A 15319-nucleotide genomic window follows, 5' to 3' on the forward strand; every position below is an offset into this window, starting at 1 on the left:
ATGTCGGCCATCCTCGCGTCACCCGCGCGGGCGCGCGGCGGGTTCGCCGTCGACCTGCTGAACCGGCTGTCGCCGCGGCGTGGCGTCACGATACGGGAGGGCGTGGCGTATGGCCCGGGGCCGCGGCATCGGCTGGATGTCTATAGCCCGGCCCGCGCCGCGGCCGCGGCGCCCGCCCCGGCGGTGGTGTTCTTCTATGGTGGCGGCTGGGAGGAAGGCGATCGCGGCATTTATCGTTTCGTCGGGGCGGCGTTGGCGGCGCGCGGCATCCTGACCCTGGTGCCCGACTATCGCTTGTATCCCGAGGTCCGCTTCCCCGCCTTCATCGAAGATGCTGCCGCCGCCGTCGCCTGGGCGCGGTCGTTCCTCACAACGCTGGGCGGCGATCCGGGACGGTTATTCCTGATGGGACACTCCGCCGGCGCGCAGATCGCGACCCTGCTGGCGCTCGATCCAAGCTATCTGCGCGCGGCGGGGATGGCGGGGGGGCGCCTCGCCGGCGTGATTGGCCTTGCCGGCCCGTATGATTTTCTGCCGCTCCGCAGCCCCACCCTCAAGGCGATCTTCGGCCCCGAGGTGGACTGGCCGGTGAGCCAGCCGATCACCTACGCCTCCGCTGCGGCGCCGCCGATGCTGCTCGCGGCCGGCACGGCGGACCGGGTGGTCGATCCCGGCAACACCGAGCGCCTGGCGGCGCGGCTGCGCGCGGCGGGAGCAACCGTGGAGATGCGGCTCTATCGCGGCCTCGGGCATCGCGTGCTGATCGGCGGTTTCGCCTCGGCGCTCGCGCCATGGCTGCCGGTGCGACGCGAGGCGCTGCGCTTCATCGCGCAGGGCGGGGGCGCGGCATGATCGTGCTCGCGGTTACGGCCGGGTTGTCGCTGGCGATGATGCTGGCTTGGGTGGCGCAACGGCGCACCGGCAACGCCGGTTGGGTGGATGTGATCTGGACCTTCGCCCTCGGGGCTGCCGGGGTCGTTTACGCGCTGGTAGCGGGCGCGGCCGGGCCGCGCGACTGGTTGGTGGCGGCGCTCGCGGCACTCTGGGCGCTGCGGCTCGGTATTTACATCCTCCGTCGCACCCGCCACGGCGCCGAGGATGCCCGCTATGCGAAGCTACGCGCCGAATGGGGGGACGCGTTTCAGCGCCGCATGTTCGGCTTCCTGCAGATCCAGGCGGCGGTGGCGGCGGTGCTGGCGCTCGCCATAGGGCTCGCGGCACGCAATCCCGCCCCGCTCGGCCTGCGCGATGCGGCCGGTGTCGCGGTGTTCCTGATCGCGATCCTGGGTGGCAATGCCGCCGACGAGCAGCTTCTGCGTTTCCGCCGCGACCCGGCCAATCGCGGGCAGGTCTGCGCCGTCGGGCTGTGGCGTTGGTCGCGCCATCCGAATTATTTCTTCGAGTTCCTCGCCTGGTGCGCGTGGCCGCTGCTCGCGATCTCCGCCGCCCATCCCCTGGGCGCGCTGGCGCTGGTCGCGCCGGCGGTGATGTATGGGGTGCTGGTGCATGTCTCGGGCATTCCACCGCTCGAGGAGGCGATGCTGCGCTCGCGCGGCGATGCCTATCGCGCCTATCAGGCCCGCACCCGACCGTTCCTGCCGCTGCCGAAATGGAGCCACAAATGAACCTGGTCGCCGCCGCCACCGGCGCTGTCGAGCGCTTGCCGCTGCCGGATGCCTTGACCCGGGCCGGGATCGCCATGCTGGTAGAGCGGACCAGCCGGCGTCTCGACCGCGCCCCGCCGGAGGCCGAGCGCGCGTTCGCGCGGCGCATGCGCGCCTACCCGATCGCGCGGACGCCCGAGGCCGCCAATGCGCAACATTACGAGCTGCCGGCCGAATTCTTCGCGCAGGTGTTGGGCGCGCGGCGCAAATACTCCTGTTGTCTCTATGACGAGGGGGCCGACACGCTGGACGCGGCCGAGGAGCGCGCGCTCGCCGCAACCGCCGCCCATGCCGAACTCGCCGACGGGCAGCGGATCCTCGAACTCGGCTGCGGCTGGGGATCGCTGACCTTGTGGATGGCCGAACGCTATCCGAACGCGAAGATCGTTGCCGTCTCAAACTCCGCTCCGCAACGGGCGTTCATCGAGGCGGCGGCGAGGGCGCGCGGCATCGCCACTGTCGAGGTCATCACCGCCGACATGAATCACTTCGAGCCCGCCCGCCCGCGGTTCGATCGCGTGGTTTCGGTGGAGATGTGGGAGCATATGAGCAACTGGCGCGCGCTGCTGGCGCGTGTGCATGGGTGGCTTGAACCAAATGGGCGGCTGTTCCTGCACGTCTTCAGCCACCACGCGGTGCCCTATGTTTTCGACCATGAGGACCGGGCCGACTGGATTGCGCGGCATTTCTTCACCGGCGGGATCATGCCGAGCCACCGCCTGATCCGCCAATGGGACGAGCACTTCACGCTGGAAGCCGACTGGCGCTGGAGCGGATTGCACTATCAGCGCACCGCCAATGACTGGCTGGCCCGCTATGACGCGAACGCGGCCGCGATCGACCCGATCCTGCGCGCCGTTTATGGCCGCGAGGCGGGGTTGTGGAAGCGCCGCTGGCGCCTCTTCTTCCTCGCCACCGCCGGCCTGTTCGGGGCGCGCGAGGGCCGCGAGTGGGGCATCAGCCATTATCGGCTGCGGCCACGATGACGCTCCGCGCCGCAATGCGCGCCTATGGCTCGCATCCCGATCCGGTGACGGCGGTCGCGTGTTTCGTCGCGCTGGTTTTGGGGGCGAACGGGCCGTTCTACCCGCTCTATGTCATCGCGCTGGTGGGCTGGGCGCGCGGCCACGCGGCCTTCCTGACCATGGGGGCGATGCCGCTATTCCTCGCCGTCCCGGCGCTGGCGCGCTGGCAGCCGGGCGTGGCACGCGTGGCGCTGTGGTTGGTCGGCACGGTGAACACGGTATGGTGCATGAAGCTGCTGGGGCCGGAGACGGGCGTCGGGCTGTTCCTGCTGCCCTGCATCGCGCTCGCCGCACTGCTTTCCGGGCGGCTATTGACCCTGGCTGCGGCCGGCCTGCCGATCCTGCCGTTGCTGATCCCGGTCGCGGCGTTCGGGCAGCCGATCATGGCGCTGACGCCGGCGGAGGACGCACGGCTCGCCGCGCTGAACGGTTTCAGCGCGGCGTGCCTGATGGGGCTGATCGCATTGCGGCTGGCCGGCGTGCTGCGCGGCTCGGACGCCTAGAGCGCGATCGGTTTACGTCGATCACGCTCTACCCCTATTTTGGCGAGCAAGTTGGCCGGTTTTGATGGAACAGGATGGTTCAATCAAAACCTACCTTGCTCTAACGCCGGCGGGCTGCCACGCGCCGCGATCGCCGCATCACCGGCTGCGGGTGCGAGCGACCGCGTCGCGCCAGCCGTGCCATTTGCGTTCGCGCGCCGCCGGATCGAGATGCGGCGTGAACCGACGATCGAGCGCCCAGGAACGCGCAAACGTCTCCGGCGCCGGCAGAACGCCCGAAGCCAAGCCGGCGAGATAGGCGGCGCCGAGCGCCGTCGTCTCCATGATCTTCGGCCGATCGACGGGCGCGTCGAGAATGTCGGCGAGAAATTGCATCGTCCAGTCAGAGGCGGTCATGCCACCATCGACGCGCAGCACCGTCTGAGCCGCGCCCGGCCAATCCGCCCGCATCGCCTCGATCAGCTCGCGGGTCTGGTAGCCAACGCTTTCGAGTGCGGCGCGCGCGAGTTCCTTGCGCGTGGTGCCCCGCGTCAGGCCGAAAATCGCGCCGCGCGCGCCGGCGTCCCAATGGGGCGCGCCAAGGCCGACGAAGGCGGGCACCAGATAGACGTCCTGCGCGGGATCGGCCGCCGCCGCAAGCTCGCCCGCCTCGCCGGCGGCGGCGATCAGCCGAAGCTCATCGCGCAGCCATTGCACCGAGGCGCCGGCGACAAAGATCGCGCCTTCGAGCGCGTAGGTGCGCCGGCCGTTCAATTGATAGGCGATCGTCGTCAGCAGCCGGTTTTTCGAGGCGACCGGCTGATCGCCGGTATTGAGCAGCGCGAAGCAGCCCGTGCCATAGGTCGATTTCAGCATGCCGGGCGCGAAACAGGCTTGTCCCACGGTCGCCGCCTGCTGGTCGCCGGCGACGCCGCGAATGGGCAAAGCGCGGCCGAAGAGATCAGGCGTCGTCGTCCCGAAATCACCGGCGCTGTCGCGCACCTCGGGCAGTAGCGATAGCGGCACGTCAAAGGCGGCGCAAAGCGCCTCGTCCCAGGCGCCGCGATGGATGTCAAAGAGGAGCGTGCGCGAAGCGTTGGTCGCGTCGGTTGCGTGAACGGCGCCGCCGGTGAGCCGCCAGATCAGAAAACTGTCAACGGTGCCGAAGGCAAGCTCTCCGGCCGCGGCGCGCGCGCGCGCGCCCTCGACGTGATCGAGCAGCCAAGCGATTTTGGTGCCTGAGAAATAGGGATCGAGCAGCAGCCCGGTCTTTTTGGTGATCATCGGCTCGAGACCCTGGGCCTTGAGCGCCGCGCAACGCTCGGCGGTGCGCCGATCCTGCCAGACGATGGCGGGCGCGATCGCCTGGCCGGTCTTGCGGCTCCAGAGGATTGTCGTCTCGCGCTGGTTGGCGATGCCGAGTGCCGCGATTTCGTCGACCGAGACGCCGGCGAGTGCTTCGCGCAGCGTCGCGACGGCGCTCCGCCAGAGATCCTCGGGGTCGTGCTCGACCCAGCCGGGCTCTGGGTAATGCTGCGGAAATTCCTGCTGCGCGACGGCGGCGACGCTGACATCGTGGCGGAACAGGATCGACCGCGTCGAGGTGGTGCCTTGATCGAGTGCAAGCAGATAGGTCATCGCGCATTTCCCCGCTGCGCCTCACGCGGGCGCGTTTGCGCCATGAAGGCGTCGAGTTCGGCCGCCTCGGCGGCGCTCATCCTAAGCCCAAGCTTGGTGCGCCGCCACAATATGTCTTCGGCGTTGCGCGCCCATTCGCGCGCCATGAGATAGCCGACCTCCGCCTCGCTGAGATCGGCGCCAAAGCCACGCCCGAGATCGGCGCGGCTTCGTGCCTCTCCGAGAACGCGCGTCGCCAGAACGCCGTAGGTCGAGACCAGCCGCTCGGCGGCGCGCGCGTCGAGAAAATCATAGCGCGCGGCAAGGTTGCGCGCGAGTTCGGCGCGGCCGGTGACGGGAAAATCGCCGCCTGGCAGCGGCGTGCCCGCCGTCCACGGCGCACCGCACGGCCCAAGATGAGGCGCGAGCTTCTTCAGCGCCGCCTCCGCCAGCCGGCGATAGGTGGTGATCTTGCCGCCGAACACCGACAGCAGCGGCGCCGTCGCGACGCTGGCGTCGAGGTCGAGAACGTAATCGCGGGTCGCGGCTTTCGCTTCGCTCGCGCCATCGTCATAGAGCGCGCGCACGCCGGAAAATGCCCAGATCACGTCATCCGGCGTTATCGCTTGCGCGAAATAATCGTTGGTCGCGGCGCAGAGATAGGCGATCTCGTCGGAGGTTGCGCGCGCTTGCGCGGGATCGCCGTGATAGTCGCGGTCGGTGGTGCCGATCAGCGTGAAATCGCGCTCATAGGGAATGGCGAAAATGACGCGGCCGTCGCCATTCTGGAAGATGTAGCAGCGATCGTGATCGTAGAGGCGGCGCACGACGATGTGCGAGCCCTGCACCAGCCGCGCTTTCGCCTGCGCCGTTGTGCGCAGCGTATCGGCGAGCACGTCGGCGACCCAGGGGCCAGCGGCGTTGATGAGCGCTTTGGCGTGGATCGTGCGCGCCGCGCCGGCGGCGCCAGACCCCCGCACCGCAAGCCGCCAACCATCGCGGCCGCGTTCGGCGCCGATGGCCTGCGTGCGGGTCTCGATCACCGCGCCGCGGTCGGCGGCGTCACGCGCGTTGAGCACGACCAGCCGCGAATCATCGACGCGGCAATCGGAATATTCGAACCCACGATGAAACAGGCCAGGCTTCAGCGGCGCGCCGGCGGCGTCGCGATCGAGATCGAGCACCCGCGTCGGCGGCAACAGGCGCCGGCCGCCGAGGTGATCATAGAGAAACAGCCCGAGCCGCAAGAACCAGGCGGGCCGTAGCCCGGCATGATGCGGCAGCACGAAACGCAATGGCGCAATGATATGGGGGGCGGCGCGCCACAACACTTCGCGTTCGATCAGCGCCTCGCGCACCAGACGGAATTCGTAATATTCGAGATAACGCAAGCCGCCATGCACGAGCTTGGTCGACCATGACGAGGTGCCGCTGGCGAGATCGCCCTGCTCGCACAGATAGACCGACAAGCCGCGCCCGGCGGCGTCGCGAGCGATCCCGCAACCATTGACGCCGCCGCCAATGATCGCGAGATCGTAGGACGGCGCACTCATCGTTGGACGCAAAGACCAGCGCTGTGCCTCACGCCGTCGCCATTTCGCTGAAGAAGGCGCCGACGCGATCGAGAATCAAGGCCTTGTCGTTGTCGAGCGTCGCGACATGATAGGAATTGTTGAGCCAGAGCAGCCTGATGTCGTCGGCGCGGATCATCTCGACGATATCCATCGCGTTGCGCGGCGGCACGACGTGATCCTCGCGCGAATGGATGACGAGCGACGGGCAGACGATGCGGCTCAGCATCCCGCGTGTCATCGAAATCAGCACGGTGACCTCGCGCAGGCAGGCAACAGGCGTTTCCTTATAGGCGAGTTCGACCACGCCCGGCGCCTTGATGTCAGAGCCGATGCCGGGCAGGCGCTTGGGCGCCGGATTGATCGCCAGCGCGTCTGACAAAGCTTCGCTCGCGAGCCCCGCCGCGGCGGCGATCGGCGCGATGGCCGCGACTTCGCTCGGAAAGCGCGCCGCGAGGTTGAGCGTCAACGTGCCGCCCATCGACAGGCCGGTGACGAACACCTTGCGCTTGCGCTGCACGAGATCGTGCAACGCGCGCTCGGCTTCGCCCAGCCAATCGAGATAGCCGGTGGTCTCCATGTCGTCGGGCGAGGTGCCGTGGCCCGGCAGGCGCGGCCCGACCACCGTGAAGCCGAATTTGCGGTGCAGCCCCTCGCCGAGATAGCGCATGCTTTGCGTCGAGCCGGTGAAGCCGTGCACGACCAGCACGCCGACGTCGTTGCCTTCGAACGCGAACGGCTCCGCGCCTGGCATAATGTCAACCATTGTCTTTTCTCCTCAGTGGATGCGCTCTTGCCCGCGCGCGGCATAGGCGATGGCGGCCAGCGCGACGACGGCGCCCTGCGCCATCTGCTTGCCCGGCTCGCCGAGCCCGATGCTTGTCAATACGTTGAAGGTGAACATCAGCATGAAGGCGGCGACCGCCGGCCCGAGCACGCCGCCCTTGCCGGAGCCGAAACCGACGCCGCCGAGAATGACCGCCGCCAGTGAATTGAGCGCGAGATCGGCGCCGATGCTGAGACTGCCGAAGCCGACGAAGCCGACCAGCAGAAAAGCGCTGAGCACCGCGAAAAGGCTGGAAAAGATGTGCGCGACATAGATCGCGCGCACATAGGGCACGCCCGAGGTCAGCGCCGCGCGCGGATTGGCGCCGATCGCATCGACATAGCGCCCGAATACCGAAAGGCGCAGAAACGCCGCCATCGGGATCAGCGCCGCGACCCAGATGATGACGGTGATCGGCAATATGCCAAGCCGCGTCTGGCCGATATAGCGCAGCATCGCCGGCGAATCGCCCGGGGCGCGCAACTGGCTGAAGGCGGTGACGACACCGCTCAGAATAAGCACCATCGCCAGTGTCACGATCACCGAGGAGGCACGCAAGCGGGTGATGAAGAAGGCGTTGATCGCGCCAATGGCAAAGCCGAACAGCAGGCAAAGGGCGATGAGAACGGGTTCGGGGAACGCGAAGATGCCGCTGGTCAGAATGTAGCTGACGACGAGGGCGACGCCGCCGAAGGAAAGGTCGAGCGACAGCAGGCGGATGCAGAGCGATTGCCCGATCACCGCAACGCCGAGCGGCGCCGCCTGACGCAAGATCAGCAGCAGGAGGAACGGCCGCAACAGGGTCGGCCGCGCCACCGCCGCGAACAAAAGCAGGGCGCCCGTGCCGTAATAGGCGATCGGTAGCGAGAGCAGCGTGTCGGCCACTCTCTGCGCCCATCCCGGGCGCGCCCCGTCCATCGCGATGCCGCTCATATGCCGATCACCTTGCGACGTTGCAGGCTGATCGCGGCAAGCAGCAGCACGCCCGTCAATGCCGCGCTGAAGAACGGCGAGACGCCGAGCAGGTTCATGCCATTGGTGATGAGCCCGAGCGTGATCGTGCCCAGCACCGCGCCGGCGACGCTGCCGACACCGCCCGCGAGCTGAACGCCGCCGAGCGCAATCGCCGTCACCGAATCGAGGCTGAACGGCTGGCCCATCGTCGGGTCGCCCGAGACGATGCGGCCGGTTAGATAGATGCCGGCGACGACGCTCGCGAGCGAGCACAGCACATAGCAGGCAAGCCGCGGCCAGAAGGCCCGCACACCGCTGAGCTCGGCGCTCTCGGCATTGCCGCCGATCGCAAATAGGCGCAAGCCGAAACGGGTGAAATAAAGCAGCACGGAGGTGAGCGCGATCGCCGCGATGCACCAGAGGAACGCGGCGGGAAGCCCGAACAGCGATGCCTTGGCCGCGAAAACCAGCGGGGCGGGAACGGTTCCGCCCGAGCCCGCGAGCCACAGCAGCGCCAACCCCTGAAGAAACGTCATCGACGCCAGCGTCATGATGAGCGGATGCACGCCGAAGCCGACGCCGAGCCCATTCGCCAGACCAATCACGACGCCGAGCGTGAGCGCGGCCGGCACGGCGAACGCGGGGGGGGCGGAGACGATCACGACGCTCGTCAGGCTGACCACGGAGCCGACCGATATGTCGATGCCGCCGATCAGCGCGACGAGCAACTGCCCGAGTGCGACGAGCATCAGCGCAGTGATCTGATTGTTGACGTCGACGATGTTCTGCAGCGACAGGAACTCCGGCGCGAACGCTGCCAACAACGCGAAAATCGCGAGCGGCAGGCCGATTGCGACATAGCCGAGCCCGGAGCGGCCGAAGCGGCGAGCACTGCCGCCGATCATGATGGCGCACCGTGCGTTGCGGCGCTCATCAGCGCATGCCGCATGACGATTTCCTCCGTCGCCCGCGCGCCGTCGAGTTCGGCGACGATCGCCCGGTCACGCACCACCAGGATGCGGTCGCAGAGGCCAATATGCTCGGTCAGCTCGCTCGATGTGATGACGACGGCGCCGCCGCGATCGGCAAATTCGCGCAGCAGACGGTAGATCTCCGCCTTGGCGCCGACATCGACGCCGCGGGTCGGCTCCTCGACGATCAACACGTCAGCTTCGGCGGCGAGCCAGCGCCCGATCATCACCTTCTGCTGATTGCCGCCCGACAACGCGCCGACCGGCTGCCTCGCATCGCGCGCCCGCACCTTCATCTCGCCCATCAGCGCTCTCACACGCGCCTTGTCGATCCTCGCTCGCGCCGAGAGGGAGGCACGGCGCAGCATGCCGAGGCCGATATTCTGTTCGATGGAGAGCGGCAGATAGAGCCCCTCTGACTTGCGATCCTCCGGCACGAAGCCAACCCCCGCCCGCACCGAGGCGACGATGGCCTCGCCGATCTTCGTCTCGCCGGCTGCGTCGTGCTTGCGCACCGTTCCCGCCATATGCGGCACGAGACCGACGAGCGCGCGCACAATCTCGCGCTGCCCCTGCCCCTCGAGCCCGGCGAGACCGAGGATTTCGCCGCGCTTGACCTCGAAACTGACTCGCGCCGCTTGCGCCTCGAGCGCGAGATCGGCGACGGTGAGCGCCGGCGATCCTGCGCGTTTGCTGCGCGTCGGATAGAGTTGCCCGAGCTCGCGCCCCACCATCAGCGAAACCAGGCTCTCGCGCGTCAGCTCGCGGGTGGGCCTTGTCGCCACGTGCTGGCCGTCCTTGAGGACGGTCGTCGTGTCGCAGAGCCGGAAAATTTCATCGAGGCGGTGGCTGATGTAGAAAACCAGCTTGCCCGCCGCCTTTTGCGCCTCGATCAGACGCACCAGCTTTTCCACGCCCGGCGCGTCGAGTGCGGCGCTCGGCTCGTCATAGATGACGACGCGCGAGGGCGCTGCCGCGCCCTTGGCGATCTCTATCAGATGCTGCTCGGAGATTGTGAGATCGCCGCACATGTCGTTGACGTCGAGATCGACACCGACGCGCTCGAGAATTGCGCGCGCGCGTCGGCGCATTTCGCCGCGATCGATGAAACCGGCGCGTCGTGGCTCGCGGCCGAGGAACAGATTCTCGGCGACCGTCAGATTGGGCAGAAGCGTCAGCTCCTGAAAAACGGTTGCCACACCTTTGGCGCGCGCATCGGCCGAGCCTTGGAAGCGGATCGGCTGACCGTCACGAAGGATCTCGCCGGCGTCGGGCGAATGGACGCCGGCGAGGATCTTGATCAAAGTCGATTTGCCGGCGCCGTTCTCGCCCGTCACCGCATGCACGCTGCCGCGTCTCGCAACGAAGGACACATCCGTCAGCGCCCGGATTGGGCCGAAGCGCTTTGAGACATTGCGAAACTCGATTTCGCAATCATCGGCTCGCGACGAGGTCACGGGTTCAGCGCCTTCGGGAGGTTCCTATCAGCGCTTGAATTCTTTCGCGATCACGTCCTCGGGCAGCGTCGAGGGGAACCAATAGGCGTCGTTGAGATCAGGCCGGTAATATTTGTCGAAATTGGCCTTTGTGATCGGCTCCGGGTCGGAGAGATAGGCCTTGTGGAGCGCCTCGCCCTTGAGCAGTGCCACGGCAGCGTGCAGCGTCGCGACCCCGAGGCCAGGCGTGAAGATCGGCCCGACGCTGTCGGCGCCGGCGTTCTTCCAGGCGCGCAGGAAGCCGTTATTGGCCTCGCCAGTCATCGGCACCAGCGGCTTGCCGATTTCCTTGAACACGTCAAAACAGGCGCGCGTCATGTCGGCGCCGGAAAACCAGATGCCATCGACCGGCTGGCCGGACGCGACGAGGTTTTCGCACAGGCCCTTGGCCTTGGCATAGTTCCAATCGCCATAGACCTCGGCGCCGATCTTGATGTCGCTGCCTTTGAGGGCCTCGCGCAGGCCGTTGTAGCGCGCCGTCTCCTCGCCCACCCCGGCGACGCCGCGGAACACCCAGATCACACCCTTGCCGTTCAGCGTCTTCCTGAGAAACTCGCCGCCGGTCTTTCCGAACGCCTCGCCGCCGCCTTGCACGGCGACGGTTGCGTCCGGCGCGGGCGTTCCTGCCGTGACGGACAAGATGACGGGAATGCCGGCGGCCGTCGCCGCCTTCACTTGCGCCTTCACCAGATCCGGCGAGATCGGCACGATGATGAGCGCATCGACCTTATGCGCCATCAGATCCTCGATGTCGGCAACCTGCTTGGCCGGCTGCCAGTTCGCCTCTGAGAAGCGAAATTCCTTGATGTCGGGATCGTGGCTGGCGGCGTATTTGATCTCGCCAATCGTCTGCACGATCCAAGTGTTGCCGACGCCCGGCCACGACATGCCAATCACCCACGGCGGCGCCTTCTTGAACTTGCCGGCCGGCACCATGTCCGGGGAGGAGGGCGCCATCAGCCCATTCGGCAGAAGCGCGACGTCGTCAGCCGCGGCCACGAGCGGCGCGAATAAAGCCGTGCCCGCGAGAAGTGCGGCTGCCAGCAACGATTTGTATTTCATCATTCCTCCCTGGAGTCGCTTCCCGCGACGTCGTGTTCGTTCAATGCGCGTACGACACCCTAAGCGAACTTTTTTCGCGGCGCAAGCGGCGCGCTGACAAGGTCCGGGTTTCGCCTCCAGACGGAAAATTCCCGACGGGCGTCGCCTGACATCCCCCCGTCCTCAGGTCCAATGCCCGGGAACCCAGACCCAGGCGCCCAGTTCGCGTTTCCAGTAGCCCTCCATCCACATGGCGCTGTGGCCGTCGCGCGGCACCCATTTCCCGGCGATCCAGTCATAGCCATGGCCGTTCCAGTCCCAATGACCGGGCTGCCAGAGCAGCGCCTGTTCCGAGACCGGCGGCTTGGGCATGGTTTCCTGGCGTGGCGGCGGCACTGGCGGGAAGGGCGGCGTCGCCACCGGCGTGGTCGCGGCGCAGGCGGCGAGCAAAGCAAGCAAAAACCCGGCGATGGCGCCGGCGCGCCATTGTGTCTTTGGCATGTTCATTTTTGACTCCGGTGATTTCCCCATGGCCTCTCGACGGGGGCGCGATTTCGAGATAAAAACCTGCGTTATCTTACGGGAGCGAAGTTTATCCCGTGAGACCTCTCACCCCTCCCTCCGGTTACGAAGGAATTGGTACATGGCAAAAATCCTGGTTCTTTATTACTCGACCTATGGCCATATCGAAAAGATGGCCGAGGCGGTCGCCGAAGGCGCGCGCTCGGTCGCGGGTAGCGCCGTCACCATCAAGCGGGTGCCGGAACTGATGCCGCGCGAGGTCGCCGAGAAGGCGCATGTCAAGCTCGATCAGGCGGCGCCGATTGCGACACCCGACGAACTCGCCGACTATGACGCGGTGATTTTCGGCACCCCGACGCGCTTTGGCAACATGGCGGCGCAGATGCGCAATTTCCTCGACCAAACCGGCGGGCTCTGGGCGCAGGGCAAGCTGATCGGCAAGATCGGCAGTGTTTTCGCCTCCACCGCCTCCCAGCATGGCGGCCAGGAAACCACCATCACCTCGTTTCACACGACGCTTCTCCATCATGGCATGATCATCGTCGGCGTGCCTTATTCCGAGCCCGGGCTCACCATCCTGAGCGAGATGAGCGGCGGCACCCCCTATGGCGCGACCACCATCGCCGCCGGCGACGGCTCGCGTCAGCCCTCCGCGAACGAGCTGAAAATCGCCCGTTTCCAAGGCGCCCATGTCGCGGGGATCGCAGCCAAGCTGTTCGGCTGAGACCCAACCTCCGCTCCCCCGGCCGCGCGGCCGGGGGATGCCGCCGGGACGGTCGCTGGCGCCCGTGGCGCCGCCGCTTTAGTCTCGGCGCATGACAGCGCCGCGGATCATCGAGGTTTTGCCGCCGAGCGAGGCGTTTTCGCCCGCCGCCGCCGGCGCCATCGCGCTGATGGTGGCGCGGCTGTTTGCCCGCAGCGAGGCGTTCGCGCCCTTGGTGCTCGGGCCGGCGCCGCCCGCGCCGGCCTTCCCGGGCGTTGCGTTTCAGCCGGTGCGGCCGGCGTTTCGCCCGCTGCGCCGCGCAACGCGGTATGCGATCGGGGTGCAGCGGGCGGCGCGGGCGCTCTCGCCGGCGCTGATCGCGGTCCATAACCGCCCCGATATCGCCCGTTTTCTCGCCGGCCGCGGCGCAGCCCCGGTGCTTCTTTGCCTGCAGAACGATCCGCAAGCGATGCGCGCAAGCCACACGCCGGCGGCGCGGGAGGGGCTGCTCCGCGTGCTCGGCGGGGTGATCGTCGCCTCCGACTTTCTGCGCCGGCGGTTTCTCGACGGGCTTTCGCCGGACGCGGCGGCGCGGGTTTCCGTGGTGCCAAACTGCCTTGACTTCGCGGCTTTGCCGCCGCCGCTGCCGGCCGCGGCGCGCGAGCCGGAAATCCTTTATGTCGGCCGGGTGGTCGCGGATAAAGGGGTGGACGGGTTCGTCGCCGCCTGCGCTGATGCCTTGCCGCGGCTTGCGGGCTGGCGGGCGAGCATCATCGGCGCCGATCGGTTTGGGGCGGCAAGCCCCGAGACGCCATTTCTGCGCGGCATCCGCGAGCGGGCGGCGCAAGCCGGGATCACGATGCACGGCTATCGCACCCATGATCAGGTGCTGGCGGCGATGGCGCGGGCGGCGATCGTTGCGGTGCCGAGCCGTTGGGATGAACCGTTCGGCCTGACCGCGATCGAGGCGATGGCGAGCGGCGCGGCGCTGATGACGACACGGCGCGGCGCATTACCCCATCTCGCCGGCGCCGCCGCTCTCTATATCGACCCCGATGACGTCGCCGGCATGGCGCAGGCGATCATCGCGCTCGCCGCTGACCCCGAACGCCGCGCGACCCTTGCGCGCGCCGGCCTCGCGCGGGCGCGGGATTTCGATTGCGCCGCCGTGCTCACCACGCTCGATCGCTTGCGCCGCGAGATCGTCGGCCGGGGTTAGGGAAACTCTGAAAACGCGGGTTTGGGGACGCTGTCGCCTTTGGGTCCAGGGTGGAGCCCTGGCCTTGCCTGATGCGTTTCCACCCAGACGATTGATCAACGACGCGCCGGGCGCCAAAAGGCTGCCTGTTTCAGTCTCTCAAGGATGGCCCTCGCGCATGACCGATGATCTCGCCGCCCTGCAGCATGAAGCGGAACATTCTATCGCCGCCGCCCCCGATCTCCGCGCCCTGGAGGCGGTGCGGGTTGCGCTGCTCGGCAAGGCCGGGCGGCTGACGGCGCGGCTCAAAGCGCTCGGGGGGCTGCCGGCAGAGGCGCGGCGTGAGGAGGGCGCGCGCCTGAATGTCGTGAAAGAGGCGCTGGCGGCGGCGCTGGCGGCGCGGCGGGTGGCGCTCGAGGGCGCGGCGCTGGAAGCGCGGCTTGCCGGCGAGCGGATCGATGTCACGCTGCCGGCGCGCCCTTCGGAGAGCGGTGTCATCCACCCGATCAGCCGCAGCATGGATGAAATCGCCGCCCTTTTCGGGGCGATGGGCTTTAGCGTTGCGGAAGGGCCGGACATCGAGACCGATTGGCATAATTTCGGCGCCCTCAACATCCCGCCGCACCATCCCGCCCGCGCCGATCACGACACGTTTTACCTCCCGCCCGAGACGGCGGAGGCCCCGCCACCGGTGCTCCGCACCCATACCTCGCCGGTGCAGGTGCGCACCATGCTCAGCGCGCCGCCGCCGATCCACATCATCGCCATGGGCCGCACCTACCGCGCCGACCATGACGCGACCCATAGCCCGATGTTTCACCAATGCGAGGGGCTGGTCATCGACCGCGCCATCACCCTTGGCCATCTCAAGGGCTGCCTCAGCGATTTTCTTCGCGCCTTTTTCGGCCTCCCCGATCTCCCGGTGCGCTTTCGCGCGAGCTATTTCCCGTTCACCGAACCCTCGATGGAGGTCGATATCGGCTGGAATCGCCGCACCGGCGAACTCGGCCGGGGAGGGGATTGGCTAGAGATTCTGGGCAGCGGCATGGTGCATGCGAAAGTCCTCGCCAATGCCGGGATCGACCCGCGCGAGTGGCAAGGCTTCGCCTTTGGCATGGGAATCGAGCGCATCACCATGCTGAAACACGGCATTTCCGACCTCCGCCCGTTTTTCGAGAGCGATCTCCGCTGGCTCCGCCATTACGGCTTCAGCCCGCTCGCCCCGGCGATGCTGCATGAGGGGGTTTGA

Annotated in this window: 15 protein-coding genes; 7 read left to right on the forward strand and 8 right to left on the reverse strand. The window is 67.6% G+C overall.

The window, feature by feature from the left end; translation table 11 throughout:
• The 4 genes from DEF76_RS06465 to DEF76_RS06480 are packed head-to-tail and all read left to right on the forward strand — an operon-like array spanning position 1 to position 3192.
• Complete coding sequence (locus DEF76_RS06465; RefSeq protein WP_114911627.1) at positions 1-852, forward strand: alpha/beta hydrolase; 852 nt, start codon at positions 1-3, stop codon at positions 850-852.
• Complete coding sequence (locus tag DEF76_RS06470) at positions 849-1625, forward strand: DUF1295 domain-containing protein (RefSeq protein ID WP_114911628.1); 777 nt, start codon at positions 849-851, stop codon at positions 1623-1625. Before DEF76_RS06465 ends, DEF76_RS06470 begins: the two co-directional genes overlap by 4 nt.
• Positions 1622-2650, forward strand: a complete 1029-nt coding sequence (locus DEF76_RS06475; RefSeq protein WP_114911629.1) for an SAM-dependent methyltransferase — start codon at positions 1622-1624, stop codon at positions 2648-2650. The genes DEF76_RS06470 and DEF76_RS06475 overlap by 4 nt, the downstream gene beginning before the upstream one ends.
• Positions 2647-3192 (forward strand): hypothetical protein, encoded by a 546-nt coding sequence (locus DEF76_RS06480; RefSeq protein ID WP_114911630.1) that lies wholly within the window; start codon positions 2647-2649, stop codon positions 3190-3192. Before DEF76_RS06475 ends, DEF76_RS06480 begins: the two co-directional genes overlap by 4 nt.
• Before the next feature lie 138 nt (positions 3193-3330).
• Here the strand turns inward: DEF76_RS06480 and glpK are convergent, their stop codons facing one another.
• The 8 genes from glpK to DEF76_RS06520 form a co-directional block, all read right to left on the reverse strand.
• Positions 3331-4809 carry a glycerol kinase GlpK gene (gene glpK / locus DEF76_RS06485; RefSeq protein ID WP_114911631.1) on the reverse strand — a complete coding sequence of 493 codons (1479 nt, stop codon included), beginning with the start codon at positions 4807-4809 and terminating at the stop codon, positions 3331-3333.
• Complete coding sequence (glpD, locus tag DEF76_RS06490) at positions 4806-6341, reverse strand: glycerol-3-phosphate dehydrogenase (protein WP_114911632.1); 1536 nt, start codon at positions 6339-6341, stop codon at positions 4806-4808. The genes glpK and glpD overlap by 4 nt, the downstream gene beginning before the upstream one ends.
• Before the next feature lie 28 nt (positions 6342-6369).
• Positions 6370-7125, reverse strand: coding sequence for an alpha/beta hydrolase (locus DEF76_RS06495; protein WP_114911633.1), 756 nt, complete (start codon positions 7123-7125; stop codon positions 6370-6372).
• A 12-nt stretch (positions 7126-7137) separates the two neighbouring features.
• Positions 7138-8118: an ABC transporter permease gene (locus DEF76_RS06500; RefSeq protein ID WP_114911634.1), complete on the reverse strand. Its 981-nt coding sequence runs from the start codon at positions 8116-8118 to the stop codon at positions 7138-7140.
• The gene (locus DEF76_RS06505) at positions 8115-9044 is read right to left on the reverse strand and encodes an ABC transporter permease (RefSeq protein WP_114911635.1); all 930 of its coding nucleotides are present in this window, start codon (positions 9042-9044) and stop codon (positions 8115-8117) included. The genes DEF76_RS06500 and DEF76_RS06505 overlap by 4 nt, the downstream gene beginning before the upstream one ends.
• Positions 9041-10567, reverse strand: a complete 1527-nt coding sequence (locus tag DEF76_RS06510; RefSeq protein WP_205216127.1) for a sugar ABC transporter ATP-binding protein — start codon at positions 10565-10567, stop codon at positions 9041-9043. The genes DEF76_RS06505 and DEF76_RS06510 overlap by 4 nt, the downstream gene beginning before the upstream one ends.
• Before the next feature lie 27 nt (positions 10568-10594).
• On the reverse strand, positions 10595-11668 hold the full coding sequence (locus DEF76_RS06515) for an ABC transporter substrate-binding protein (protein WP_162800514.1): 1074 nt from the start codon (positions 11666-11668) through the stop codon (positions 10595-10597).
• A gap of 162 nt (positions 11669-11830) precedes the next feature.
• Positions 11831-12154: a YXWGXW repeat-containing protein gene (locus DEF76_RS06520; RefSeq protein WP_162800515.1), complete on the reverse strand. Its 324-nt coding sequence runs from the start codon at positions 12152-12154 to the stop codon at positions 11831-11833.
• 136 nt (positions 12155-12290) lie between these two features.
• Here DEF76_RS06520 and wrbA point away from each other — a divergent pair, with 136 nt between their 5' ends.
• From wrbA to pheS, 3 genes are all read left to right on the forward strand, one after another.
• Positions 12291-12893 carry an NAD(P)H:quinone oxidoreductase gene (gene wrbA / locus DEF76_RS06525; protein ID WP_114911637.1) on the forward strand — a complete coding sequence of 201 codons (603 nt, stop codon included), beginning with the start codon at positions 12291-12293 and terminating at the stop codon, positions 12891-12893.
• A gap of 91 nt (positions 12894-12984) precedes the next feature.
• On the forward strand, positions 12985-14091 hold the full coding sequence (locus DEF76_RS06530) for a glycosyltransferase family 4 protein (RefSeq protein WP_114911638.1): 1107 nt from the start codon (positions 12985-12987) through the stop codon (positions 14089-14091).
• A gap of 157 nt (positions 14092-14248) precedes the next feature.
• Positions 14249-15319, forward strand: a complete 1071-nt coding sequence (gene pheS, locus DEF76_RS06535) for a phenylalanine--tRNA ligase subunit alpha (protein WP_114911639.1) — start codon at positions 14249-14251, stop codon at positions 15317-15319.

The organism is Acidibrevibacterium fodinaquatile, assembly GCF_003352165.1.
Classification (GTDB): Bacteria; Pseudomonadota; Alphaproteobacteria; order Acetobacterales; family Acetobacteraceae; genus Acidibrevibacterium; species Acidibrevibacterium fodinaquatile.

Bases quoted from the DNA above. Each gene is read 5' to 3' on its own strand.
- DEF76_RS06465 (WP_114911627.1), top strand. From the start codon at position 1: ATGTCGGCCATCCTCGCGTCACCCGCGCGGGCGCGCGGCGGGTTCGCC.
- DEF76_RS06470 (WP_114911628.1), top strand. From the start codon at position 849: ATGATCGTGCTCGCGGTTACGGCCGGGTTGTCGCTGGCGATGATGCTG.
- DEF76_RS06475 (WP_114911629.1), top strand. From the start codon at position 1,622: ATGAACCTGGTCGCCGCCGCCACCGGCGCTGTCGAGCGCTTGCCGCTG.
- DEF76_RS06480 (WP_114911630.1), top strand. From the start codon at position 2,647: ATGACGCTCCGCGCCGCAATGCGCGCCTATGGCTCGCATCCCGATCCG.
- glpK (WP_114911631.1), bottom strand. From the start codon at position 4,809: ATGACCTATCTGCTTGCACTCGATCAAGGCACCACCTCGACGCGGTCG.
- glpD (WP_114911632.1), bottom strand. From the start codon at position 6,341: ATGAGTGCGCCGTCCTACGATCTCGCGATCATTGGCGGCGGCGTCAAT.
- DEF76_RS06495 (WP_114911633.1), bottom strand. From the start codon at position 7,125: ATGGTTGACATTATGCCAGGCGCGGAGCCGTTCGCGTTCGAAGGCAAC.
- DEF76_RS06500 (WP_114911634.1), bottom strand. From the start codon at position 8,118: ATGAGCGGCATCGCGATGGACGGGGCGCGCCCGGGATGGGCGCAGAGA.
- DEF76_RS06505 (WP_114911635.1), bottom strand. From the start codon at position 9,044: ATGATCGGCGGCAGTGCTCGCCGCTTCGGCCGCTCCGGGCTCGGCTAT.
- DEF76_RS06515 (WP_162800514.1), bottom strand. From the start codon at position 11,668: ATGAAATACAAATCGTTGCTGGCAGCCGCACTTCTCGCGGGCACGGCT.
- DEF76_RS06520 (WP_162800515.1), bottom strand. From the start codon at position 12,154: ATGAACATGCCAAAGACACAATGGCGCGCCGGCGCCATCGCCGGGTTT.
- wrbA (WP_114911637.1), top strand. From the start codon at position 12,291: ATGGCAAAAATCCTGGTTCTTTATTACTCGACCTATGGCCATATCGAA.
- DEF76_RS06530 (WP_114911638.1), top strand. From the start codon at position 12,985: ATGACAGCGCCGCGGATCATCGAGGTTTTGCCGCCGAGCGAGGCGTTT.
- pheS (WP_114911639.1), top strand. From the start codon at position 14,249: ATGACCGATGATCTCGCCGCCCTGCAGCATGAAGCGGAACATTCTATC.